The following is a 23,042-nucleotide window of genomic DNA, read 5'->3' on the forward strand; positions in this document are numbered from 1 at the left end:
CGCCGTCGTCGCCGTCCGGCGCCTGACCCGGCGGCTCGTCCGATGAACGCGTGGCGGCTCGTCGGCCGCAACCTGCTCGTCTATCGACGCTCGTGGCTCATCTTCCTCACCGGCTTCGCCGAGCCGGTGTTCTACCTGCTCTCGATCGGGATCGGCGTGGGCGCGATGATCGGCGGCGTCGAGGTCGGCGGCCGCGTCGTCGAGTACGCCGCGTTCGTCGCCCCCGCCATGCTCGCCACGTCCGCGGCGAACGGCGCGATCATGGACTCGACGTTCAACGTCTTCTTCCGTCTCAAGCACGCCCGGCTCTACGACGCGATCCTCACGACCCCGATGACGACGGCCGACGTGGCCGTGGGCGAGACCCTGTGGGCGCTCCTGCGCGGCGGCGTCTACGCCGGCGGGTTCCTGCTCGTCATGGCGGCCCTCGGCTACGTGAACAGCTGGTGGGCGCTGCTCGCCCTGCCCGCGACGCTGCTCGTCGGCTTCTGCTTCGCGGGTCTCGGGCTGTGGCTGACGACGTACATGGGCTCGTGGAAGGACTTCGAGTACATCAGCCTGGCCCTCATGCCGATGGTGCTGTTCAGCGGCACGTTCTTCCCCGTCGACGCCTACCCCGCCGCGGTGCGCCTGCTCGTCGAGGCCACCCCGCTGTACCGCTCCGTCGTCCTGTGCCGCGAACTCACGACCGGCGCCCTCACGACGGGGTCCCTGCTCTCGGTGGCCTACCTCGCCGCCCTCGGCCTCCTCGGCGGGCTCATGGCCCGCCGCCGCCTCGACCGACTCCTGCTCACGTGAGTGCGGTGATGCGAGGTCAGGCCGGAGGCACCGCGTCGAGATCCATGTACCGGGACATGAATCGGTCGAACTGTGGGACGGTGAATTTCGCGTAACCGAAGCGCGGGGTGTACAAGAGGCCCTTGTTGATGAGCCGGGCCCGGATTGGAGCAACTTGTTCGGATTGCTTTCCCAGGACGTCGGCCACATCGCCGGCTCGATGAGCCTGTGGACCGAGGTGGGCCATCGCCCGCATGTAACGCAGCTCTTCAGGTGAGCTGCGTTGCACCCGCGACCTGAAAAAGCTCTCGTCGAGTTCGGCATCGACGACGTCGCCCGCCTCCTCGACGTCGCGGAGCGTGATGTGCGGCCCCTCCGCGATGTTCCAGGCAGCGCGGCCGTACTCTTGGAGGAAATAGGGGTATCCCTCGGTGTACTGCACGATCTTGTCGACAGCGGGTGACTCGAAACCAACGCCCTCGGACCGTGCCGGTTCGATCACCGCAGCCCGCGCTTCCGATTCGGGTAGCTCGCCGATGACCGGAAATTTGAAAAGCCGCTCCGCGTAAGACTTTGCTTCGCCGGCAAGTCCGGGAAGTTGGGGCAGACCTGCGCCGGCAAATGTCACCGGCAGTCGCCTCTGGACCGTTCGATGGACAGCTCCGATCAGGGCTTCGAGTTCTGGCTTCTTGAGGAACTGGATTTCGTCGAAGAGGAAGATGACGCCCGTTTCGCGCTCACGAGCCGCGTACCCTATTGCCTCGAATACGTCGGCCAAGTCCTCCGTGAGGATGCCGGTGTCGGCGGAGCCGACGGCCGCCTCGACGTCCAGGCCACCGCTGAGTGACCCATCGGGGGCTACGGTCAAGGAGAACGAGCGCAACGTTGCGGCTGCGGCCCGCGCTCGCTCGCCCCAGCGGGCCTTGGGGGAGACCTGTAGCAGGGCTCTACGCGCGAGGTTCGCCATCTGCGGTCCGAAATGCGTGTGCTTGGACACCTCGGCGTCGACCGGCACCCAGCCCTCGTCCCCGGCGATCCGCCGGTACTCGCCGAGAAGGACGGTCTTGCCGACCCCGCGAAGTCCGGTCACGACCATCGACTGCTCCGTGTAGCCGCGTAGGAGCCGCTGCAGGAGCACCCTGAAGTCATCGACTTCTGTGGCCCGGCCGGCAAAGAATTTCGGAGGTGCCCCCGCGTTGGGTGTGTAGGGGTTGCGCGATCGATCCATGACTCTCCTTAACAAGGTGGAGTCACTTTAACAGAAGTTGCTAAGGTTCGATGGGCCTGTTAACCCGCGCCTCCTGATCGGCCCCGGTGCAGCCACCGCAGCACGAGAAGGGGCAGGATCGCCGGCAGGAACAGGTAGCCGATGCCGAAGTCGGACCACACCGTCGCGTCGGGGAAGAGGTCGGTGCGCACGAGCGAGAGCGTGCCGACGACGACGACGCCGGTGAGCTCCACGAGGCAGAGCGTGCGCATCGCGCGGCGCGAGCCGGGGTGGCCCCAGCGCAGGAGCAGGACGAACCCGACGACGTACACGAGGGCCGAGAGCGCCGACAGACCGTAGGCGACGGGGGCGTAGGAGGCCCGTTCGAGGAGCTGGACCGCGGCCCGCGACGTCGCCCCCACTGCGAAGATGCCGTAGAGCAGCGTGAACAGCCGGCCGGGCCCGGGCGGGGCCAGGCGCTCCGATTCGGTGGGGCGGGGGGCGCGCTCAGCCATTCGCGGGCCGCAGGTTGACGTAGCCGAAGGGGATCCCGAGGGTCTGGATCTGCCGGACGACCATGATCGCGGCGATGAGCACGGCGATGCCGAGGATGAGGCGCCCCCACCGGTCGATCTTCTTGTAGGTCAGGGCGAGCCCGGCCGGGGCGATGAACGGCAGCGACACGAGGTAGCCGATGTGCGTGGCGAGGTCGGGGGTGACCCAGCCCCGGGCGAGGAGCGCGACGTCGGCGGCGACGGCGACGATCACCCCGAGCTCCGCGACGCCGAACAGCCCCAGGGAGACCCGGTCGGGGATGCGGTCGACCGCGGCGCCCAACGCGAGCAGGGCCCCCGCGGCCGTCGTCACCCACAGACAGGCGGTGATGATCTCGAGCACCGGAGCCGGCCCTTCCGCGTCGTCTCGACCTGCACCGCCGTGCGGACGCGCGACGAGAGGGCCGGTCGCGGCGACCGGCCCCCTCACTGTAGAAGGCGCGGCGCGAGCGGCCCGCGCCGGATCATCCCCGCCCGGGGCCGGCGCCGGGGCCGGGCGCCGGGCCCGCCGCGACGGGGTCGGCGTCCACGCCGAGGGTCGGGTCGGCGGCCTGGGCGCCGCCCGCGACCCGCCCTCGGCGGGACAGGCGCTGCTCGATCCACTGGGCGAGCGACGTGAGCGAGTAGTTGAGGACGATGAACAGGACCGCCACGACGATGAGCGCCAGCACGATGTTCCCGTAGGCGGACCCGATCCGCTCGCCCTGGCGCAGCAGCTCGGCGTACGTGATCTGGTACCCGAGGGCGGTGTCCTTGAGGATGACGACGAGCTGCCCGACGAGCGCCGGCAGCATCGCCGTGAGCGCCTGCGGCAGCTGGATCGACCGGAGCGTCTGCCCCGGGGTCAGCCCGACCGACAGGCCCGCCTCCGCCTGCCCCTTCGGCAGTCCGTGCACCCCGGATCGGATGAGCTCGGCGATGACGCACGCGTTGTACAGCGTCAGGCCCGTCACCGTGCCCGCGAGCGGCAGGTAGGCGCCGGGCACGGCGTCGAGGGCCAGGTAGCCCCAGAACGACAGCAGCATCATGACGAGCACGGGCACCGCGCGGAAGAACTCGACGAACGTCGCGCACACCCACCGCACGGGGGCGAGCTGGGAGAGCCGTCCGACGCCGAGGAGCAGGCCGAGGACCCCGGCGAGGACGATCGAGATCGCGGCCGCGTAGAGCGTGTTGATCAGGCCCGGGACGATGTAGCTACGCCACACGACCGGCGAGACGAGCGGGGCCCACTTCGCGGCGGTGAGGTTCCCCCGCTCGCCGAGCTTCCACAGGATCGCCGCGAGGACGACCGCGGCCAGCAGGGCGAGGACGACCGCGGCGACGCGCTGCTGGGCCCGGCCCCGGGGGCCGGGGGCGTCGAAGAGCTGGACCGGTGCGCTCATCGGGCCACCGCCAGCTTCCGGCCGAAGTGCGTCGTGGCCAACCCCACGGGGAGGGTGAGCACGACGAACCCGAGCGCGACGACGAGGAACAACCAGACGATGAGGCCCGGGTCGTTCTCCATGACCTCGGCGGTGAGGTAGGCGATCTCGGCCACGCCGATGACGGCGACGACCGTCGTGTTCTTCGTCAGCGCGATGAGCGTGTTCCCCAGCGGCACGATCGCCCCCCGGAACGCCTGCGGGAGGATGACGTGGCGCAGGTTCTGCGCGAACGTCAGCCCGATCGAACGGGCCGCCTCGGCCTGGCCGACCGGGACGGTGTTGACGCCGCTGCGCAGCGCCTCGCACACGAAGGCCGCGTGGTAGACGGTGAGGGCGATGACGCCCCAGCGGAACGCGGTGTCGACGACGCTCGTGGGGGAGGCCGGGTCGGCCACGCGGATCCCCAGGTTGGAGTGCGCCCCGAGCATCGTGAACACGGTGATGAGGGTGAGCGGGGTGTTGCGGACGACGTTGACGTAGGCCGCGCCGATCCCGCGGACGAGCCCGACGGGCGACATGCGGAAGACGGCGAGCACCGTCCCGAGCAGCAGCGATCCGATCGCCGACAGGACGGCGAGGCGGATCGTCATGAAGAACGCCCCGAACACGTCGTAGTTCGCGAACACCTCGCCCATGCGGGGTCCTCTTCTCTCGGACGGCGTCGGGTCCGCCCCGAGGAGCGGACCCGACCGGGCGATCAGGAGCAGGCGGCGGGCTTGGGCGGGTTGCCCTCGCCCGGCGTGAAGCCGGCCGGGCCGAGGTTCGCGTCCACGGCCTTCTGCCACTCACCGGAGCTGATCATCTTGGTCAGTGCGTCGGTGATCTTCTGGCACATCGCGGTGTCGCCCTTCTTGAGACCGACGCCGTAGTTCTCGCGGCCGTCGGAGACGGGCTTCTCGACGAGCTTGAGCTGGCCCTTGTACTGCGGCTGGCTCGCGTATCCGGCGAGGATCGTGTTGTCGGTCGTCAACGCGTCGACCGTGCCGTTGACGAGCTCCTCGACGCACTTGGAGTACGTGTCGTACTCCTGGAGCTGCACCTGGGGGTACTTCTCCTTGATCTTCTGCGCGGGGGTCGAGCCCTTGACCGAGCAGAGCTTCTTGCCGGTGAGCTTGTCGGGGCCGGTGATGGAGGCGTCGTCGGAGCGGATGAGCAGGTCCTGGTCGGCGACGAAGTACGGGCCGGCGAAGCTGATCTCCTGCTTGCGCTTGTCGTTGATCGAGTACGTGCCGACGATGTAGTCGACCTGCCCCGTCTTGATGAGGGTCTCGCGCTGGGGCGTGGGCGCCTCGCTGAACTGCGGCGTCTTGCCGAGCTCCTTGGCGACGTACGTGGCGACGGCGACGTCGAAGCCCGTGTACTGGTCGCCGGACTTGAGCCCCATGCCGGGCTGGTCGAACTTGATGCCGACCTTGACGGTGTTGCCGCCGCCGCCGTCACCGGTGGCGGCGCCGCCACCCGAGCCGGACGAGCCGGCGCCGCACGCCGAGAGCGCGAGGGTGCCCGCGGCGAGGGCCGCGAGGGCCCCGAGGTGCTTGGAAGCCATGTGAGTCTCCTTGGGTGAAAGGTGGGTGACCGGTCGGTCGGTTCCGACGGGTGCCGTCAGTGGGTGAGGATCTTGCCGAGGAAGTCGCGGGCGCGCTCCGAGCGAGGGTGGGTGAAGAACTCCTCCGGCGCGGCCTGCTCGACGATCTGGCCGTCGGCCATGAAGACGACGCGGTCTGCGGCCCGCCGCGCGAACCCCATCTCGTGGGTGACGACGATCATCGTCATGCCGGAGTCGGCGAGGGAGGTCATGACGTCGAGGACCTCGTTGATCATCTCGGGGTCGAGCGCCGACGTCGGCTCGTCGAAGAGCATGACCTTGGGGTCCATGGCCAGCGACCGGGCGATGGCCACCCGCTGCTGCTGGCCGCCGGAGAGCTGCGCCGGGTACTTCGAGGCCTGGTGGGCGACGCCGACGCGGTCGAGCAGGGCCATGGCCCGCTCCCGGGCCTCGGTCTTGCCCACCCCGCGCACCTTGATCGGCCCGAGCGTGACGTTGTCGAGGATCGTCTTGTGGGCGAAGAGGTTGAAGCTCTGGAAGACCATGCCCACGTCGGCGCGCAGCGCGGCGAGGGCCTTGCCCTCGGCCGGGAGGGGCCGGCCGTCGACGGTGATGGTGCCCGACTCGATCGTCTCGAGCCGGTTGATCGCCCGGCACAGGGTCGACTTGCCGGAGCCGGACGGGCCGATGACGACGACGACCTCGCCCGCGCCGACGGTGAGGTCGATGTCGCGCAGGACGTGCAGGTCGCCGAAGTGCTTCTGCACCCCCTCGAGAACGACGAGCGGTTCGCCCGGTCGGCCCGAGCGGTGCGGGTGGGCCGGGGTGCCCTGCGCCCCGGGCGCGGGATCGCCCGTGCCGGCGGGGTCCGTCCGCGGGTCGGCGCCGCGGGGCTCGCGGGGGTCGGAGGGCGCGGCGGCCGAGCTGTCCATGCCGGTCACGCTAGGTGACCCTCACCTCACCGGGCCCGTGTTCACGCCGGATCGGGACGCAATCGTGACCCGCGGCGACGACCGGTCGGTCGCCGCCGCGGGCCACGGGGCTGCTCTGGAGGCACCCCCCACGGAACCGGGGGGGCTCGGGCGTCTCAGACCCGGAAGCGCTCCACGAGGCTGTGGAGGGTCTCGGCGCGGCGGGTCAGCTCGGTGACGGTGTCGGCCTGGGTGCGCGCGGCCTTGGTCGCCTCGTTCGCGGCGCGGGCGGCGTCCTGCACGCTGCCCGCGATGGCGCCGGCGCCGGTGGCCGCGTCGGAGACGTTGCGCCCCATCTCGTTCGTCGTCGCCGTCTGCTCCTCGACCGCCGAGGCGATGGTCGCCTGGGAGTCGTTGATCTGGGCGATGATCGAGGCGATCTCGCCGATCGCCGCGACGGCGGCCTCGGTGTCGACCTGGATGGCCTCCACGCGGCGGCCGATGTCCTCGGTCGCCTTGGACGTCTCCTGGGCGAGGTCCTTGACCTCGTTGGCGACGACGGCGAAGCCCTTGCCCGCCTCGCCGGCGCGGGCGGCCTCGATCGTCGCGTTGAGCGCGAGCAGGTTGGTCTGCTCGGCGATGGAGGTAATGGTCTTCACGACGTTCCCGATCTCCATCGACGACGAGCCGAGCTTGGCGACCGTCTCGTTCGTGCGGTCCGCGACGGACACGGCCGCGGCGGCGATCCCGGCGGCGTCGTTCGCCGACCGCGAGATCTCCTGGATCGACGCCGTCATCTCCTCCGTGCCCGCCGCGACGGTGTCCACGTTGCGCGACACCGTGTCGGCCGAGTCGGTGACCCGCTGGAGCTGGTGCGAGGACGTCTGGGCCGTGCGGTCGAGCGTCTGCGTGATCCGCGCCATGTCGGTGGACGACGAGGACAGGCTCTGCGAGACCTCGACGACCTGCCCGATGAGCGACTGCATCGACGTGCGGGCCGCCTCGGCCGACTCGGCCATCTCGCCGAGCTCGTCGCCGCTGACGGCGTGCGCCGGCACGGTCAGGTCGCCGTTGCCCATCGCGACGAGCGAGCCGCGCAGGCCCTCGACCGCCGCGAGGACCCGGCGGGCCATCCACAGCGCGGCGAGGGTGAGCAGGGTCCCGAGGAGGAGGGCGAAGACGATGCCGGCGATGCGCGTCTGCGACGTGACCTGCTCGATGTTCGCCACCTCGGCCTCGGAGACGGCCCGCGTGTCGGCGACGACGGCCTCGAGGTGGTCGCCGAGCGTGTCGTGGGCGTCCTCCTGGGCCCCGACCAGGTCGAGACCCTGCGCGCGGGCGGCGGCCGTGTCGGCGCTCATCGTCTTGATCAGGGTGTCGGCCCCGGGCGCGAGCCTGCCGACGATGGCCCGGGCCTCCTCGAGGTGACCCTTGGTCGCGTCGCTCATGCTCTCGGTCGGCACGGCGGCCGCGACCCCGACGAGAGCGGCCTGCGCCTCCTTGAGCTCGGTCCGCGACTCGCTGTCCGCGGCGAGCGCCGCCCCGCGGCGCTCGATGACGTCGGTGACGAACCCCTGCTCGTGCGAACGGAACCGGGCCGCCTGATAGGCGAGCTCCTGGGCCGCGGTCTGGGTCGAGACCGCCTCCACGGCCTGGGCGCGGCTCCGGTCGATCCGCGCCGCGCTGATGAGGAGGATGAGGGTGAGGAGGATGATCCCGATCAGCCCGAGCGCGCCGATGCCCAGGATCTTGCCGCGCAGCCCCATCGCGTCGATGCGCTGGGCTAGGCTGGGCCGCTGCCCCTCCTCGTCGTCGTGGGTCTTCTCCGATGCCAGCGCCGAACTCATCTGGTCCGCTCCTCGTCACGCGCGTCGGCGGGTCCTCCCGCCGATCTCCGAGTTCCTGTCGGCGCGCGGAGGACTCACCTGAGGGCCGCTGGCCCTCCGGGTGGGTGGGGCGACGCGAGCGGACGACCGGTGCGGCCGGTCAGGAGTCGGCGCGGGCCGTGAGCACGATCGGGTCGCCGTCGGTGACGGCGATGGTGTGCTCGGAGTGCGCTCCACGTGACCCGTCGTGGCTGCGCAGGGTCCAGCCGTCGTCGTCGGTGTAGATCTCGTCGGTCGTCGCCATGAACCACGGCTCGATGGCGATGACGAGACCCGGGCGCAGCTTGAGGCCGCGGCCGGCGCGCCCGTCGTTGGGCACGTGGGGCTCGCCGTGCATGGTGCGGCCGACACCGTGCCCGCCGAACTGGGTGTTGACCGTGTACCCGCGCTCGCGGGCGACGGCGCCGATCGCGGCCGAGATGTCGCCGATCTTGCGGCCGGGCCGCGCCACCGCGATCGCCGCGTCGAGGGCGTCGGCCGTGGCGTCGATGATCGCCTGGTCGCCCTTCCGGGGCTGCCCGACGACGAAGCTGACGGCCGAGTCCGCGACCCAGCCGTCGACCGACACGGCGAAGTCGAGGGAGACGAGGTCGCCGTCGGCGAGGCGGTAGCGGTGCGGCAGGCCGTGCAGGACGGCGTCGTTGACGGACGTGCAGATGACGTGCCCGAACGGTGACCCGCCGAACGACGGGTGATAGTCGATGTAGCAGCTCTCGGCCCCGCGCTCGCGGATCATCTCGTGCGCCCGGGCGTCGATGTCGAGCAGGTCGGTTCCGACGCCCACCTCCCGGCGCAGCGTGCTGAGCACGTGCGCGACGAACTCGCCGGCCGGGCGCATGCGCTCGACCTCTCGGGCGGTGAAGTACTCGATCACGTCGTCCTCTTCGGGGTGGGGGGTCGGGTCGGGGTCGGAGTCTGGGCGAACACGGCGGCCAGCCGGTCCATTCCCTCCGCGATCGTCGACGACTCGTACGTCGAGAAGCACAGGCGCAGGGTGCGCGGGTCGGGTCGGGCCGCGTAGAAGGGGGCTCCCGGAACGTACGCGACGTGGGCGGCCAGCGCCCGCGGGAGGAGCTCGAGCGCGTCGTACCCCTCCGGCAGCCGGACCCAGCAGAACATCCCGCCCGTGGGCCGCGAGACGAGCGTGCCGGTCGGGAACGTCCCCGGCGCGAGGTCGAGCATCGTGTCCCGCCGAGCGGCGTAGGCCTCGCACACGAGGCGCAGGTGACCCTCGAGGTCGGCGTGGGCGAGGTAGTGGGCGGCGGCGGCCTGGTCCAGCGTCGAGGTGTGCATGTCGGCGCTCTGCTTGACCTGCGCGAGGCTCGGCATGATCGCCGGCGGCACCCGCATCCACCCGATCCGGAGTCCCGGGCACCCGATCTTGCTGAAGGTGCCCAGGTAGATCGACCGGTCCGCCAGCCGCGGGTCGGCGCTGATCGGCGCGAGGTGGTCACCGTCGTAGCGCAGGCGGGAGTACGGCTCGTCCTCGACGAGCCACACCCGGTGCCGCAGGACGAGCTCGGCGACGCGGGCGCGCCGGGCCGCCGTCAGGGTCCGGCCGGTGGGGTTGGCGAACGTGGGGCACAGGTACAGGGCGCGCGGCCGGTGCGTGCGCATGGCCTTCGCGAGGGCGTCGGGGTCGATGCCGTCCTCGTCGGAGGCGACGGGCACGATCCGCGCCCCGGCGAGGCGGAACGGCTCGATCGCCGCCAGGTAGGTGGGCTCCTCGACGAGGACGACGTCCCCGGCGTCGAGCAGCAGCGTCGAGACGAGGGTGAGCGCCTGCTGCGACCCGGTCGAGACGAGCACCGACGCCGGCGACGTGGGCATCCCCTCGCCGGTGAGCAGCGCCGCGACGCGCTCGCGCAGCCGGGGGAGCCCCTCGGCGGCGGAGTACTGCAGGTTGGCCCCCGCCCCGGGCCCCGACAGGGCCGCGTCGAACGCCTCGCGCAGGTGGTCGACGTCGAAGAGGAGCGGGTCGGGCAGGCCCACGGCGAACGAGAGGATCTCGGGGCGATCGGCGAGGGCGAGCAGGTCCACGAGGCCGCCCGAGGACCGCCCCCCGACCCGGGCGGCGAGCGGGAGGTCGGTGCGGCGGCCGGTCACGGTGCTCCTGTTCGGGTGCGGCTGAGGTGGGCGGCGGGTCGTGCCGCCGCGCGTCGGGACGGGGCGGCGTGGCGCGGTGGTGCGACCCGTGTCGAGAGCCCATTGTCCCTCGCGTCGCGGAGGGCCGCTGGGCCGGTGCCCGACCGGTGCGGAGCCGGTGTCGGGCCCGTGCCGGGCGGGTCTCGAGGTCCGGGCCGAGGGTCCCACTATGACGTTACGGACGATTAGACTCACGATGCGCGGTTCAGGGACGGGCCGTCGTCGACCGAGACCGTCGTCGGCCCGCGGGGGCGGCCGATGTCCGCACCGACCTGGGCGAACCTGTGGGGGTATGAACCGTGGCGTCACTGACCGGGCTCGCGCGCCGCGCGGGCTGGAACATCGTCGACCAGGCGCTGTCCGCGCTGGGCAACATGCTCCTCATGGTCGTCGTGGCCCGCTCGGTCGACGCGGTCGCGTTCGGGGCCTTCGCGGTCGGGTTCCTCGTCTACAGCATCTCCGTGGCCGTCGGGCGTTCGTTCGTCGGCCAGCCGTTGCAGATCCGGCACAGCGACGAGACGCCGGAGGCGTTCCGGGAGTCGACGCGCGACGCGCAGGCCACGACCGTCGCGCTCGGCGTCGCGGGCGGGGTGATCAGCGCCGGCGTCGGCGCCGCGCTCGGCGGGGGCCTCGGCGGGACCCTCATCGCCGTCGCCGCCTGCCTGCCGTTCCTCATGCTGCAGGACACGCTGCGGATGGCCTTCATCACGAACAAGACGCCGCAGTACGCGGCGGTCATCGACGCGGTCAAGGTCGTCGCGCAGTTCGCCCTCCTGTACGTGTTCCTCTCCGCCGGGTGGAACGAGGTGGGGCTGCTCACCCTGTCGTGGGGGATCGCCGCGATCCTCTCCGCGGGCGCCGGCATGGTGCTCCTGAAAGCCCTGCCGCGGTTCACGGGCATCGGCCGCTGGTGGCGGCGTCAGCGCGACCTCTCGACGTTCTTGCTCGCCGAGTACACCCTCGGTCTCGGGGCGGCTCAGCTCGGGTCGCTCCTCGTACCCATCCTCGGCACGCAGCGTGACGCCGGCGCCATCCGCGGTGGCGAGACCCTGCTCGGCCCCCTCAACGTGCTCGGCACGGCGCTGCTCGGGTTCGCCGTCCCGGAGGTCTCGCGCAGCAAGGGGGCGGCGCCGGGGCACCGGATCAAGGCCATGCTCGCGATGTCCGGTGGGATGGCGCTCGTCGCCGTCACCTACTCCACCGTGTTGATCCTGCTGCCCGACGAGATCGGGGTGGAGCTGTTCGGCGACTCGTGGGCCGGTGCGCAGAGCGTGCTGCTGCCGATGGGTCTCAACGCCGTCGCGAGCGCGCTGGCCCTCGGCCCGGGGGCCATGCTCATCGGGATGGGGCTCGCGCGCAAGACGTTCCGCCTCAACCTCGTCAAGGCGCCGATCCTGCTCGGCGTGCTCGTCCCCGCCACGCTGGAGGCCGGCGCGGTGGGTGCCGCGTGGGCCATCTTCCTCAGCGAGGCCGTCATGCTGCCCTTCTGGGCGGTCACCGCCTGGCGCGCCGCCCACGGGCGCTACCGCCACCTCGTCGCCGACCAGGACGCCGGACCCGAGCGAACCCCCGAGGGCCCCGAGCGGGACGCCGCCGCCGCGACGGCGGCCGGGGAAGACCTGACGCCCCGACCGCGTCCATGACGCAGCGGCCGGCACGGCTCGATGCGATCGTCGCGCGGGCGGGGATCGCCGGCCCCGCCGCGGTGCTCGACCTCGACGCGTTCGACGCCGACGCCGACCTCCTGGCGCGCCGCGCGAGCGGGGTGCCGATCCGGGTCGCCACGAAGTCCCTGCGCTGCCGGGCGCTCGTCGACCGCGCGCTCGCCCGCCCCGGGTTCGCCGGACTCCTCGCCTTCCGGCTCGACGAGGCGCTCTGGCTGGTCGGCTCCGGGGGAGACGGTGACCAGGGTGACCAGGCTGACCGGGGTGACCGGGGTGACCGGGGTGACCGGGATGTCGAGGACGGCCGCCTCGCCGCCGACGACGTCCCGGCCCCGAGTGCCGCGGCCGACGTCCTCGTCGCCTACCCCACCCTCGATCCGCGGGCGCTGGCGGCGTTCGCCGCCGACCCGGTGGCCCGGGGCCGCGTGGCCCTCGTCGTCGACGACCCGGTGCACGTGGCCGCCGCGTCGGACGCGGTCGCCGCCGCCGGACTCGCCGACGCCCCGCCCGTGCGCCTGTGGCCCGACCTCGACGCCTCGCTGCGGCTGGGAGGTCTGCACGGTGGCGCGCGACGCTCCCCGCTGCGCGAGGCCGACGACGTGCTCGCGCTCGTCGAGGCGATCGCGGCCGCGCCGGGGGTGGAGCTCGGCGGGCTCATGATGTACGACGCGCAGATCGCCGGTCAGGCCGACCGGACGCCGATCCTGCGCGTGTTCAAGGCCTGCTCGGGCGTGGAGCTCGCCCGCCGCCGCGCGCGGATCGTGCGGGCGGTCGCCCGGGTCGCCGACGTCCCCGCCGTCAACTCCGGCGGCTCGGGCAGCCTGCACGTCATGGCGCCGGACCCCTACGTGACGGAGCTGGCCGCCGGTTCCGGCCTGCTCGGCACGCACCTGTTCGACGGGTACCGCGGGTGGGCCCCGCACCCGGCCCTGTACGTCGTCTGCGACGTCGTGCGCACCCCCGCGCCGGGATGGGCCACGGTCTTCGCCGGCGGGTACCCGGCCTCCGGCGCCGCGGGCCGCGACCGCCTGCCCACGCCCGTGTATCCGCCCGGGCTCGTGCTCTCGCGGGCCGAGGGTGCGGGCGAGGTGCAGACCCCGCTGCGGGCGCGCCGCGGGGCGCGGGCGCCAGGGCCGGGGGAGCGGGTGTGGTTCCGCCCGGCCAAGGCCGGTGAGACCCTCGAGCGGTTCGACGTGCTGCACCTCGTCGCGGGTGACCGGCTCGTCGGCACGGTGCCCACGTACCGGGGCGAGGGGCGCGCCTTCGGGTGATGATGGTCGGGCCACGGGCGCCACGACGGCGCGGACACGTGAACCCGGAGGCCCCGGATCCCGGGAGTCGACCCTGGTGGGCGGGGGCCGGATGGGCAGGGCGACGACGGGGGGTCGAGGATGGACGTGAAGACCGGCGGGGCGACACGGGGTGGCGGTGGGGCGGAGACCTGGGCGAACTGGGCCGGCAACGTCACCGCCCGTCCGGCGAGGATCGCCCGCCCGACGACGCCCGCCGAGGTCGAGGCCGTCCTGACCCGCGCGGCGCAGGAGGGCCGGCGCGTCCGGCCCGTCGGCTCCGGCCACTCGTTCACCGCGTTGGCCGGCACGGACGGCGTGCTCGTCGACGTCTCGGCGATGAGCGGGCTGCTCGGCGCGGACGACGCGAGCGGGCAGATCTGGGTCCGGGCGGGCACGACGCTCGCTGCGCTCAACGCGCTGCTCGCAGCGCGCGGCCGGGCCCTGGCCAACCTCGGCGACATCGACCGGCAGACCGTCGCCGGCGCGGTGGGCACCGGCACGCACGGCACCGGCGCCGCCTTCGCCGGGCTCGCGAGCTTCGTGACCGGCCTCGAGATCGTCACCCCGGCCGCCGGACTCGTGCGCTGCGACGCGACCGACGACCCCGAGCTGTTCCGGGCCGCGGCCGTGGGGCTCGGCGCGTTCGGCATCGTCACCGCCCTGCGGATCGCCACGGTGCCGGCCTTCCGCCTGAGCACCCTCGAGCGCACCGAGCGGCTCGGTTCCCTCCTGCCGCGGCTCGACGACTTCTTCGCCTCCGCCGACCACGCCGAGTTCTACTGGTTCCCCTACACCGACCTGACGACGACGAAGCGGCTCACCCGGCTCGACCCCGACGACGTCCCCGGCGGGTCGACCGGTGGTGGGCTTCCGGAGTGGCGGCGCCGCCTGCACGACGATCTGCTGTCCAACACGGTCTTCGGGGCCCTCTCGGGCACCGCCGCCCGCGTGCCGCGCCTGGCTCCGCTCGCCTCGGGCGTGAGCGCGCGCGGTCTCGGCGAGCGACGCTTCACCGACGCCTCCCACGCCGTGTTCTGCAGCCGACGCGCCGTGCGGTTCCGGGAGTGCGAGTACGCCGTCCCGGTCGACGCCCTGCGCGACGTGCTCCGCGACCTGACCGCCGCGGTGCCCCGCCTCCGCCGGCCGGTGACGTTCCCCGTCGAGGTGCGGGTGGCCGCCCCCGACGACGTGTGGCTGTCGACGGGGTACCAGCGCGCCAACGCCTACGTCGCGGTCCACCAGCACGTGGCCGCCGACCCGACCGAGTACTTCGCGGCCTTCGAGGCCATCGCCGCGGCGCACGACGGGCGGCCCCACTGGGGCAAGGAGCACTCGCTCGACGCCGAGCGGCTCGAGGCGCTCTACCCGCGGATGCGTGACGCGAAGGCCGTGCGCGCCCGCGTCGACCCGGACGGGCTGCTGCGCAACGCGCACCTCGATCGGGTCCTGCGCGGGTGAATCACCCTGCGAGAATGGCGGGGTGAACATCCACGCGCTCTTCGACAAGATCGCCGTCGACCTCGAGTCCTCCGGCGCCCAGGTGACGCGCGACGACGACGGCGCGTCGGTCCTCGCCTACGACGGCCGCGACTTCGCCCGCCTCGTGGGGGAGCGGATGCGTTTTCGCCTGCCGTCCGACAGCCCGGCGGCCCAGGACGCGGCGGCCCTGCGCTCGAGCACCGTGACCGACGACGAGTGGGTCGAGGTGTACTCCACCGACGTCAGCGAGTGGCCTCGCCTCGCCGAACAGGCCCTCATCGGCATCCGCTCCTGAGCGGGCGCGTCGGCGCTCAGCCCGGAGCCGGGCTCCGCGGAGGTGCGGTGCTGTCGCCGACGCGCAGGCGGGTCGGCAGCGTGACGTCGTGGGCGGCCTCGCCGGCGAGCAGGGCGCGCACGAGGTGCGCGGCCTCGCGGCCCTTCTCGGCACCGGGCTGTTCGACGGTCGTGAGGCGGCCGGGCCACCAGGACTGCGTGATGCCGTCGAATCCGGTGACGGACAGGTCGCGCGGGACGTCGAGCCCGCGCTCGCCGGCGGCGAGGACGACCCCGAGGGCGAGCATGTCGCTCTGGGCGACGATCGCCGTCGGCGGATCGGCCACCGCGAGGAGAGCGGCCCCGGCCACCCGTCCGGCGTCGACGTCGGAGGCGGTGGCGGCGACGGTGGGGACCGCGTCGCCGAGGACGTCGGCGACCCCGTGCATGCGGTCCCGGGGCGTCGAGAACCTCTCGGCGCGGTAGTCGTGGGCGGGTCGGACCCGGCCCGCGGGCTCGTCGCACGGGAGGACGACCTGCGCGATCCGCGTGTGCCCGAGCTCGGCGAGATGCGCGGCCGCGGCCGCGGCGGCCGGGCGTTCGTCGATGCCCACCCGGACGACGTCGTCGACCACCGGCGTGTCCATCGCGACGAGCGGGACCCCCTTGGCGCGCAGCGTGTCGAGCACCGGGCCGGCGTCGGGACCGCAGCCGAAGAACACGGCCGCGTCGAAGGCGGAGGACGCGAGGCGGGTCGCGGCGGCGCCCTGATTGCCGTCCGGCTGCGAGACGAGCAGCATGCTCGCGGGGATCTCGTCGAACACCGAGGCGAGGCCGTCGAGCCGGCTGACGGCGTAGGGGTCGCGGAACACCGTGAGCAGGCGGTCCTCGACGACGACGGCGACGACGCCCGAGCGCCCGCGACGCAGCGAGGAGGCGACCGGGTCGGGGCCGCGGTAGCCCACCGTGGTCGCGGCGGCGCGGACCCGCGCGGCGGTCGCCTCGCTGACGGCGCCGGCCCCGCTGAAGACGAGGGAGGCGGTGGACAGGGACACCCCGGCCTCCTGCGCCACCGAGCGCAGCGTCACCCGTTTGGCCCGTCCTCCCATGTCGCCAGCCTACCGAAACGATTCGACGGCGGTCCGGGCACCCGGCGGCACCCGTCCGGCACCTCGGCGCGCTCTCCCGTGCCCGCCGACGGTGCGTCGCGTCGCGGGTCCCTCGGGGCGCTCGCAAGGCGGGTTACCGTGGACGAGGCCGCGGGGGATCGACGGCCGGGGGAACGACGGCGCGTGCGGGCGGGGACGAGCTCTGGGCGGAGCCGGGCGGGTGCGTGGTGGTCACTCGCAGGGAACAGCGGGAACGCAGTGGCGGCCCGACGGCGGCGTGCGCCGCGGGGGTGTGTGGCGGGGGCGACGGGGAGCGAGAGGGGACGACGATGCGGGGTGTCCACGTGGGTGGCGACGTGCGGCCGTCGCGGCGATCGGTGCTGGGACTCGCGGCGCTCGGCGTGGCCGGCCTGGCCGGGTGCGGTGCCGCGGGCGAGCCCGGCGGGGCGGCGGCGACGGGCGCCGCAGCCGGGACGAGCGGGTCGACGGGGACGCCGTCGACCCCGACGACGTCGGCCACGACCGCGCCGACCACGACGGCGCGCAGACCGGCGACCGCGGCGCAGATGCTCGCCCGCGCCACCGTGCCCGTCCTCTGCTACCACCAGGTCCGCGCCTACGAGGGCGGCGACTCCGCCTACACGCGGGGCAACCTCGTCATCCCGCCCCGCGCGCTCGCGGCGCAGCTCGACGCCATCGCCGCCGCGGGGTACACGACGATCACGCCCGACACGTACTGGCGGCACCTCCAGACCGGCACCGGGTTGCCGGCCAAGCCGGTCATGCTCACCTTCGACGACGGCAAGGACAACCAGGCGCTCGCCGGTCTCCCGCTGCTGGCGGAGCGGAAGATGACGGCGACGTTCTTCGTCATGACCGTCGTCATCGGCAATCCGGGGTGGATGACCAAGGCCGACGTCCGCCGGGTCGCCGACGCCGGAATGACGATCGGCTCGCACACGTGGGACCACCACATGGTGACCACGTACACCGGCGACGACTGGAAGACCCAGTTCGACAAGCCGCGGGCGACGCTGCGGGCCCTGTCGGGGCAGGACGTCCTCGACCTCGCCTACCCGTACGGGGCGTGGAACGCGGCCGCGTTCGCGCCCCTGAAGGCGGCGGGGTACCGCGCCGCCTACCAGCTCCGGGAGGACCCGATCGCGCCGGCCGCGCCGCAGTACACGCTCCGGCGCATCCTCGCCGCCTCCGACCGCACCGGCGCCCAGGTCGTGGCCGACCTCGCCGCGTTCTGAGGGTCGTTCGGGCCGTCGGAGGGTCGACCGGGGCTCGGAAGGGCGCGGTACGGAGGGCGGCCGGGGCTCGGAGGGGCGGTCGACGGTCGGCCGTGGCCGACCCCGCCGGGTTTGAGGGTCGTTCGGCCGTCGGAGCGTCGACCCGGGCTCGGAGGGCCGGGGGTTCGGAGGGGCGGCCAGGGCTGGGAGGGGCGGTCGACGGGCGGTCGACGGGCGGCCGTGGCGGACCGACAGGGCCTACGTTGGTCCCATGCCGTTCTTCGCCGTGACCTACCACTACGTCGACGACGCCGCGCGCCTCGACGCCACCCGCCCGATCCACCGGGAGTTCCTCGCGTCGCTCGCGGGCGCGGGCGCCCTGCGCGCCTCGGGTCCGTACATCGGGGTGACCCCGGCGGCCGCGCTGCTCATCCTCACCGCCGAGAGCGAGCAGCAGGTGCGCGACCTCCTCGCCGACGACCCCTTCCAGCAGGAGCAGCTCGTCGCCGAGACCCGCGTCGTGGAGTGGAACCCCGTCATCGGCGACTACGCCGATCAGGCGGGCTACTGACCCCGCCTGCCCCCTTCTCGGTTCGACGTCACCCAGGTCACTTGCCGAGCTCGGCGGCCCGGGCGTCCCAGTCGGCCCAGATGTCGTCCTTCTCCTCGTCCATCTCGCGCATGACGGCCTTGCGGGCCTTCGCCGAGAGGTGGTCGACGTAGAGGGTGCCGTTGACGTGGTCGGTCTCGTGGAGCAGGCAGCGCGCGAACAGGCCGGTCCCCTCGATGCGCAGCGGGTTGCCCCGCTGGTCGACGCCGCGCACGACGGCGTAGAAGTCGCGCGCGAGCTCGGAGCCGGCGCCAGGGACCGACAGGCAGCCCTCCCAGCCGGTCTGGCGGCCGGCGAGGCCGGGGTCGATCGACTCGACGACCGGGTTGCACAGGTGACCGACGTGGCGGACGTCGTAGGCGTCGGTGCAGTCGTAGACGAAGAGCCGCAGGTCGACGCCGACCTGGTTGGCGGCGAGCCCCGCGCCGTGGGCCACGGCGTTCGTCGTGAACATGTCGTCGACGAGCGTGCGCAGGTCCTTCGACCCGAACTCGGTGACCTCCCGGCACGGGGTGTGCAGCACGTCCTCCCCGATGACCGTGATGCGGCGACGGCGTCCGCGCTTCACCTCGGCCGTGATCTCGGGGACGTGGTCCACGGGCACCCCGTCGAGCCGGGTGCGCCGGTCCGCGGGTGCTGCGGAGGGGTCGATCGTGCGGGGGGAGCGGCGCCCGAACGAGCCGAGCGCGCCGAAGGCGGAAGACATGCGGTCCATCATCGCCGATCCGTGGGAGGGCGAGGTTCCGCGCAGGTCCCTCCCGGGTCGTCCCGGGTTCCGGCCGCCGCAGTCCTTCCGCCGTCGTGCCCCGGCGTGGACGCGCTGTCGACCCGTTTTGCCACCGCTGTCGCCCCCGCGGTGGTCCCCCGTGCCGTCGACCCCCCCGACGTCGGCGCTGCACCGGCTGGGCCATCGTCGCCCCACAGTCGTCCCCCGCCGTCATCAGCTCGTCGTGATGACATCGTCGTAGGCCGCGGCTCCGACGAATCCCCGGGATACACGGAGCGGTGTCGTCGTGCCGTGTCGTCGGCCCCGACTGTCGGGCCGCGACGACTGGACCCGGTCGTCAGACTGCGGCGCATGGACCCGGTCGTCGGGCCGCGGTGATCGGTCCCGGCCGTCAGGGTTCGGTCACCCTCCGCCTCCGTGTCGTCCGGGCCCGTCGTCGCCCGCTCGGCCCAGGGCTCGGCGCAGCGCGGCGATCCCGTCGGCTCCCGCCCGACGGGCGGCGGCGGGGGAGCAGCCGAGCACCCCGGCGACCTCGTCGTAGGGCAGACCCGCCAGGTGGTGGTAGGCGACCGCGTGGCGCTGCCGATCGGTGAGGCCGCGCAGGGCGTCGTACAGGTCTGCTGTGTCGTCGACGCCGGCGGCGGGGTCACGCGCCGTCGCGGGCACCTCGGCCGTGGGGGCCGGCGCGCGGGCCCGGGACCGGGCCACGTCGAGGGCCCGCCGGTGGGCGATGGTGACGAGCCACGCCTCGACGTTCGCGTCGTCGGGCAGGTCGGGCCACGCTCGCAGCGCCGACAAGAACGTCTCGCTCCACGCGTCGTCGGCGTCGACCGGCCCGAGCACGGCGCGGCACACGCGCAGCACGGTCGGCCCGTGCGTGGCGACCACGAACTCGAAGGGCGTCCTCACGGCACCCAGCCAACCAGGTGCGGCCCGGAAGGGTCGGTCACCCACCCGAGATCCGCTGCCCGACGACGTGCGGTGACCACGACGTCGTCGCGGGCATCCCCCGCGTCGTCGGCCGCGGTGGCCGTCCGACTCCGCCCCGGCGTTCGCCGCTGGTGTTGATGGTCGCGTTGACTGCGGCTGGCGGGCTGGCCTGGGTTCGCCGCGCAGAGCCTCTTGTCGCGTTGACTGCGGCTGGCGGGCCGGTCTCCGTTGGCCGCGCAGAGCCTCTTGTCGCGCTCACTGCGGCTGGCGGGCCGGTCTCCGTTGGCCGCGCAGAGCCTCTTGTCGCGCTCACTGCGGCTCGCGAGCTCGCCTCCGTTCGCCGCTCGCTGCCGCAGGCGAGGGGTCGGGACTCGCCCAGGGCCGGATCGCGGGGGGCGGCGCCGGGCAACGACGTCGAGCACCTCGAGTGAGGGGTTCAGAACGGTGGGTTGGCGCCCCGGTAGTCCTCGAGCGCCTGGCGGGTACCGGCGTGGGCCGTGCGTTCGGCGCTCAGGGCGGCGCGCAGGTCGGAGATCTCGTCGCGGAGCCGGCCCTCGCGGCCGTGCAGCCAGGCCTCGAGCGGATCGGACGGCTCGCCGGTGACGCTCGCGTCGGTCGTCGCCGGCATGACCCGCGCGCCCGGCCTCGCTGCCGGCGCGACGTCGTGCGTCGCCTCCGGTCCGGACCACGGTCCTGTCTCCGATCGCCCTCCACCTGAGCCCGACCCGGACCGCGGTCCCGCCTGCGACCGCCCGCCCTCCGACCCCGGCTCGGCACCGCGGGCCTGGCCGGGCCGCGGTCCTGATCCGCCGTCCTGGCCCGGTTCGGGGGTCGAGGGCTCGACGGGGGTGTCGACGCCGATGTCGGTGTAGTCGTACGGGAACGTCGTGTAGGTGTGGCCGTCGGGCAGGCGCCATGCGACGGTGCCGTCGGGGGTGAGGGTGGCGGTCCAGTGGTGGCGGGTCTTCTTGGAGTGGTGGCGTCGGCAGAGGCTCTGCAGGTTGGCGGCGCTCGTGTCACCGCCGTGTCGGCGTTCGTTCACGTGGTCGAGGTCGGTGGTGTGGGCGGGTCGGTCGCAGCCGGGGGCGCGGCAGCGACCGTCGCGGGCGCGGACGACGCGGGCCATGTCGGCGGGCGCCCGGTAGGTGTTGACGGCGGCGTTCATCGCGTAGCCGGTGGCGGGGTCGGTGACGATGCGCCGCCAGCGGGCGTCGCGGCCGTGGGCGAGGGCGCGGATGGTCTCGGCGGCGACGGGGATCCCCTCGACGAGGCCGGGTTCGTCGGTCGCGCCGAGCAGGGCGGCGGCGGAGATGACGACGTCGACCACAGCGGTGGGCCAGCCGGCGGCCGGGTGGTCGGGGTGGTCGGTGCTGGTGGGGGCGTCGGGGGCGGGTCGGCCGAACAGGAGCAGGTCGAGGGCGATGTCGGAGCGCAGTTGGTCGAGGGTGCGCCGGTCGCCGCTGCCGCGCAGGGCGCGGGCGATGGCGTCGATGCGGCGGTAGGCGCCGGCGCAGCGGGCGTCGGCGCCGCGGATGCCGAGGGAGGCGGCGCCGTCGTCCTCGGTGCGGATCCACACGGCGCGCCGGTTGGTGGCGGCGGAGCGGCGGGTGCGGCTGCTCGCGTGCCGGATGGTCTGTCGGCGCAGGCAGGCGCGGAACTCCCGCTGCCCCGCCGGGGCGCCGGTGCGTGCCCGCCGCCGCGCCGCATACGCGGCCACGGCCGCGGCGATCACGGCTCGGACGTCGGTCGGCACCTCCAGGGCGTCCACTTCCTCGACGACGGTGCACGCCTGCTCGAAGGTCAGCTCCCCGGCGGCCACCGAGGCGGTCAGCGGCTCGGCCACCGTCGGGGCCGCTTGGGCCAGGCCGGCTCGGCCCAGCCACGGCCCCCGCCGACCCCCGCACGACGCGACCGCGGAATCCACGACCGCGGACCGCGCCTGCGCCGCGACCTCCCGCCGCCGCGACGGCCCGGCGTCCGGTTCGTCGGCGAGGTCGGCCGCGGTCTGCGCCGCGATGAGTCGGCCCAGGACCTCCGCGCGGCGCAGCTCGATCCGCGCCGACTCCGCCTCCAGCTCGCGCAACTGTTCGTACAGGTCGGCCGCGCCCGTCCGGGCGTCGGGACCATCACGGTTCTCGCGCTGCGAGGCCGCGACACTCTCCCCGGCGCCGCCGACCACCCCAGCAGTCTCGGGCCGTTCGGGGGCGCCAGGCTCGCAGTCACGTCCGTCTGTCGCGTGAGCGGTGTGCACGGTGGCGGACGCCCACCCCGCCGCGGCCTCGCCGGGGGCCGGACCCTCCTCGCGGTCGAGGCGGAGGAGATCGCGCAACCGGTCGACGTCGATGCCCAGGAGGTCATGGTCCGGGCCGAGTGTCGAGTGGAGCGCCCCCACGGCCCGCCGAGCGTCGGAATCGAGGCCGGCCGCAGCCGCATCCGAGAAGACTCCGGGGGCCAGCAGGCTCGCTACGAGCGTGGTCCGCAGGTGCCGTTCGAGCGCGCTCGTGGAGGGCCCGACGAACGTCGTGGTTCCCGTCGGCGTCGACATCGTTCACCCCTGTCCCGTGCGGTGGTGCGGTGGAAAATCTCTCCTCATTCGTCGCCGATGAGACGCATTGATTAGGAGATATGTATGAGATCAGCGTCAACAGTTTCGCGCGTCGGACGCCGCGGGTTTCCACGCCCGGGACCGGGGTGTGCCGGACCGGTCCCTGCGCCCCGGTCGCGGGGTGTCGGGTCGCCCCTCTCCGCCCGACATCCACGTCACCAGGCCTGGCCGTCCGACCAGGTCGAGACGCCGGGATCATCACGGGCCACGTGCCACGGCGCCGAACGACGGCCGACGGGCGTGCGGGTCGTTCGGGGCGGGCCGGCGTCGGGGGTCGCCGGAGCGACAGCCACGGCGTGGGGTCCGCGGGTCGTTCGGGGTGGGCCGGCGTCGGGGTCCCCGGAGCGACAGCGACGGGCGTGCGGTCCGCGGGTCCGGGCGTCGGTGTCCCCGAGCGACGGGCGACGGGGCGCGTGGGACCCTTGGGCCGCCTGGGTGGGACGGCGACGGTGTCCCTCGCGGGCCCTCGAGCTGCCGACCCTCAGCGCTGGCCGGGTCGCCGCGTCGGCAGCGCCGGTCCCCGCGCCCTGCCCGGTCCGACGTCCGACGTTCCGGTACCGGCCGCTCCCGGGGCGATCTCCGTTCACCGGCGCCCCGGGCTTCGACGTGTCCGCCTCCCGCATCGACGCCGTGCGTCCGCCCGTGCAGCCGTTCCCGAAGGCCGC

The 23,042-nt window shown here is 73.7% G+C and carries 21 protein-coding genes; 7 read left to right on the top strand and 14 right to left on the bottom strand.

The window, feature by feature from the left end; translation table 11 throughout:
* The first annotated feature begins 42 nt into the window (after positions 1–42).
* Positions 43–798, top strand: coding sequence for an ABC transporter permease (locus ICW24_RS11670; RefSeq protein WP_226345893.1), 756 nt, complete (start codon positions 43–45; stop codon positions 796–798).
* A gap of 16 nt (positions 799–814) precedes the next feature.
* Here the strand turns inward: ICW24_RS11670 and ICW24_RS11675 are convergent, their stop codons facing one another.
* The 10 genes from ICW24_RS11675 to ICW24_RS11720 all read right to left on the bottom strand — a co-directional run bounded on the left by ICW24_RS11675 (position 815) and on the right by ICW24_RS11720 (position 10,414).
* Positions 815–2,005: an ATP-binding protein gene (locus tag ICW24_RS11675; RefSeq protein WP_226345894.1), complete on the bottom strand. Its 1,191-nt coding sequence runs from the start codon at positions 2,003–2,005 to the stop codon at positions 815–817.
* A 59-nt stretch (positions 2,006–2,064) separates the two neighbouring features.
* Positions 2,065–2,499 (bottom strand): hypothetical protein, encoded by a 435-nt coding sequence (locus ICW24_RS11680; protein ID WP_226345895.1) that lies wholly within the window; start codon positions 2,497–2,499, stop codon positions 2,065–2,067.
* Positions 2,492–2,881: a hypothetical protein gene (locus tag ICW24_RS11685; protein WP_226345896.1), complete on the bottom strand. Its 390-nt coding sequence runs from the start codon at positions 2,879–2,881 to the stop codon at positions 2,492–2,494. The genes ICW24_RS11680 and ICW24_RS11685 overlap by 8 nt, the downstream gene beginning before the upstream one ends.
* 121 nt (positions 2,882–3,002) lie before the next feature.
* Positions 3,003–3,923, bottom strand: coding sequence for an amino acid ABC transporter permease (locus ICW24_RS11690; RefSeq protein ID WP_226345897.1), 921 nt, complete (start codon positions 3,921–3,923; stop codon positions 3,003–3,005).
* The gene (locus ICW24_RS11695; RefSeq protein ID WP_226345898.1) at positions 3,920–4,600 is read right to left on the bottom strand and encodes an amino acid ABC transporter permease; all 681 of its coding nucleotides are present in this window, start codon (positions 4,598–4,600) and stop codon (positions 3,920–3,922) included. The genes ICW24_RS11690 and ICW24_RS11695 overlap by 4 nt, the downstream gene beginning before the upstream one ends.
* A gap of 62 nt (positions 4,601–4,662) precedes the next feature.
* Entirely contained in the window at positions 4,663–5,511 is an 849-nt protein-coding gene (locus tag ICW24_RS11700) for a glutamate ABC transporter substrate-binding protein (protein WP_226345899.1), read from the bottom strand.
* 56 nt (positions 5,512–5,567) lie between these two features.
* Complete coding sequence (locus tag ICW24_RS11705) at positions 5,568–6,443, bottom strand: amino acid ABC transporter ATP-binding protein (RefSeq protein ID WP_226345900.1); 876 nt, start codon at positions 6,441–6,443, stop codon at positions 5,568–5,570.
* Between the two features lie 155 nt (positions 6,444–6,598).
* The gene (locus tag ICW24_RS11710; protein WP_226345901.1) at positions 6,599–8,269 is read right to left on the bottom strand and encodes a methyl-accepting chemotaxis protein; all 1,671 of its coding nucleotides are present in this window, start codon (positions 8,267–8,269) and stop codon (positions 6,599–6,601) included.
* A 139-nt stretch (positions 8,270–8,408) separates the two neighbouring features.
* Positions 8,409–9,182: a type I methionyl aminopeptidase gene (map, locus tag ICW24_RS11715; protein ID WP_226345902.1), complete on the bottom strand. Its 774-nt coding sequence runs from the start codon at positions 9,180–9,182 to the stop codon at positions 8,409–8,411.
* The gene (locus ICW24_RS11720) at positions 9,179–10,414 is read right to left on the bottom strand and encodes an aminotransferase-like domain-containing protein (protein ID WP_226345903.1); all 1,236 of its coding nucleotides are present in this window, start codon (positions 10,412–10,414) and stop codon (positions 9,179–9,181) included. Before ICW24_RS11720 ends, map begins: the two co-directional genes overlap by 4 nt.
* A 338-nt stretch (positions 10,415–10,752) precedes the next feature.
* Here ICW24_RS11720 and ICW24_RS11725 point away from each other — a divergent pair, with 338 nt between their 5' ends.
* The 4 genes from ICW24_RS11725 to ICW24_RS11740 all read left to right on the top strand — a co-directional run bounded on the left by ICW24_RS11725 (position 10,753) and on the right by ICW24_RS11740 (position 15,183).
* A complete protein-coding gene (locus tag ICW24_RS11725) occupies positions 10,753–12,096 on the top strand; it encodes an MATE family efflux transporter (protein ID WP_226345904.1) in 1,344 nt (447 codons plus the stop codon).
* On the top strand, positions 12,093–13,388 hold the full coding sequence (locus tag ICW24_RS11730; protein WP_226345905.1) for a type III PLP-dependent enzyme domain-containing protein: 1,296 nt from the start codon (positions 12,093–12,095) through the stop codon (positions 13,386–13,388). Before ICW24_RS11725 ends, ICW24_RS11730 begins: the two co-directional genes overlap by 4 nt.
* Before the next feature lie 120 nt (positions 13,389–13,508).
* Entirely contained in the window at positions 13,509–14,867 is a 1,359-nt protein-coding gene (locus tag ICW24_RS11735) for a D-arabinono-1,4-lactone oxidase (protein WP_226345906.1), read from the top strand.
* Positions 14,868–14,889: 22 nt separating this feature from the next.
* Complete coding sequence (locus ICW24_RS11740; RefSeq protein WP_226345907.1) at positions 14,890–15,183, top strand: hypothetical protein; 294 nt, start codon at positions 14,890–14,892, stop codon at positions 15,181–15,183.
* A 16-nt stretch (positions 15,184–15,199) separates the two neighbouring features.
* Here the strand turns inward: ICW24_RS11740 and ICW24_RS11745 are convergent, their stop codons facing one another.
* The gene (locus tag ICW24_RS11745; RefSeq protein WP_226345908.1) at positions 15,200–16,270 is read right to left on the bottom strand and encodes a LacI family DNA-binding transcriptional regulator; all 1,071 of its coding nucleotides are present in this window, start codon (positions 16,268–16,270) and stop codon (positions 15,200–15,202) included.
* 329 nt (positions 16,271–16,599) lie between these two features.
* On the opposite strand from ICW24_RS11745, the gene ICW24_RS11750 reads away from it, so the two are divergent.
* Both ICW24_RS11750 and ICW24_RS11755 read left to right on the top strand, forming a co-directional pair.
* Positions 16,600–17,526 carry a polysaccharide deacetylase family protein gene (locus tag ICW24_RS11750; RefSeq protein ID WP_226345909.1) on the top strand — a complete coding sequence of 309 codons (927 nt, stop codon included), beginning with the start codon at positions 16,600–16,602 and terminating at the stop codon, positions 17,524–17,526.
* A 250-nt stretch (positions 17,527–17,776) separates the two neighbouring features.
* Positions 17,777–18,076: a YciI family protein gene (locus ICW24_RS11755; protein ID WP_226345910.1), complete on the top strand. Its 300-nt coding sequence runs from the start codon at positions 17,777–17,779 to the stop codon at positions 18,074–18,076.
* Between the two features lie 37 nt (positions 18,077–18,113).
* On the opposite strand, the gene def is transcribed toward ICW24_RS11755, so the two are convergent.
* From def to ICW24_RS11770, 3 genes are all read right to left on the bottom strand, one after another.
* Entirely contained in the window at positions 18,114–18,821 is a 708-nt protein-coding gene (gene def / locus ICW24_RS11760; protein WP_226345911.1) for a peptide deformylase, read from the bottom strand.
* A 423-nt stretch (positions 18,822–19,244) separates the two neighbouring features.
* Complete coding sequence (locus tag ICW24_RS11765; RefSeq protein ID WP_226345912.1) at positions 19,245–19,751, bottom strand: RNA polymerase sigma factor; 507 nt, start codon at positions 19,749–19,751, stop codon at positions 19,245–19,247.
* A 457-nt stretch (positions 19,752–20,208) separates the two neighbouring features.
* A complete protein-coding gene (locus ICW24_RS11770) occupies positions 20,209–22,317 on the bottom strand; it encodes an HNH endonuclease signature motif containing protein (protein ID WP_226345913.1) in 2,109 nt (702 codons plus the stop codon).
* Between the last annotated feature and the right edge of the window lie 725 nt (positions 22,318–23,042).

This window comes from Agilicoccus flavus (genome assembly GCF_014857905.1).
GTDB lineage: Bacteria > Actinomycetota > Actinomycetes > Actinomycetales > Dermatophilaceae > Agilicoccus > Agilicoccus flavus.

Coding starts and splice junctions, on each gene's coding strand:
- ICW24_RS11770 (WP_226345913.1), bottom strand. CDS start 22,317: ATGTCGACGCCGACGGGAACCACGACGTTCGTCGGGCCCTCCACGAGC.
- ICW24_RS11670 (WP_226345893.1), top strand. CDS start 43: ATGAACGCGTGGCGGCTCGTCGGCCGCAACCTGCTCGTCTATCGACGC.
- def (WP_226345911.1), bottom strand. CDS start 18,821: ATGTCTTCCGCCTTCGGCGCGCTCGGCTCGTTCGGGCGCCGCTCCCCC.
- ICW24_RS11680 (WP_226345895.1), bottom strand. CDS start 2,499: ATGGCTGAGCGCGCCCCCCGCCCCACCGAATCGGAGCGCCTGGCCCCG.
- ICW24_RS11695 (WP_226345898.1), bottom strand. CDS start 4,600: ATGGGCGAGGTGTTCGCGAACTACGACGTGTTCGGGGCGTTCTTCATG.
- ICW24_RS11755 (WP_226345910.1), top strand. CDS start 17,777: ATGCCGTTCTTCGCCGTGACCTACCACTACGTCGACGACGCCGCGCGC.
- ICW24_RS11690 (WP_226345897.1), bottom strand. CDS start 3,923: ATGAGCGCACCGGTCCAGCTCTTCGACGCCCCCGGCCCCCGGGGCCGG.
- ICW24_RS11730 (WP_226345905.1), top strand. CDS start 12,093: ATGACGCAGCGGCCGGCACGGCTCGATGCGATCGTCGCGCGGGCGGGG.
- ICW24_RS11735 (WP_226345906.1), top strand. CDS start 13,509: ATGGACGTGAAGACCGGCGGGGCGACACGGGGTGGCGGTGGGGCGGAG.
- ICW24_RS11705 (WP_226345900.1), bottom strand. CDS start 6,443: ATGGACAGCTCGGCCGCCGCGCCCTCCGACCCCCGCGAGCCCCGCGGC.
- ICW24_RS11750 (WP_226345909.1), top strand. CDS start 16,600: ATGCGGGGTGTCCACGTGGGTGGCGACGTGCGGCCGTCGCGGCGATCG.
- ICW24_RS11710 (WP_226345901.1), bottom strand. CDS start 8,269: ATGAGTTCGGCGCTGGCATCGGAGAAGACCCACGACGACGAGGAGGGG.
- ICW24_RS11745 (WP_226345908.1), bottom strand. CDS start 16,270: ATGGGAGGACGGGCCAAACGGGTGACGCTGCGCTCGGTGGCGCAGGAG.
- ICW24_RS11675 (WP_226345894.1), bottom strand. CDS start 2,005: ATGGATCGATCGCGCAACCCCTACACACCCAACGCGGGGGCACCTCCG.
- ICW24_RS11700 (WP_226345899.1), bottom strand. CDS start 5,511: ATGGCTTCCAAGCACCTCGGGGCCCTCGCGGCCCTCGCCGCGGGCACC.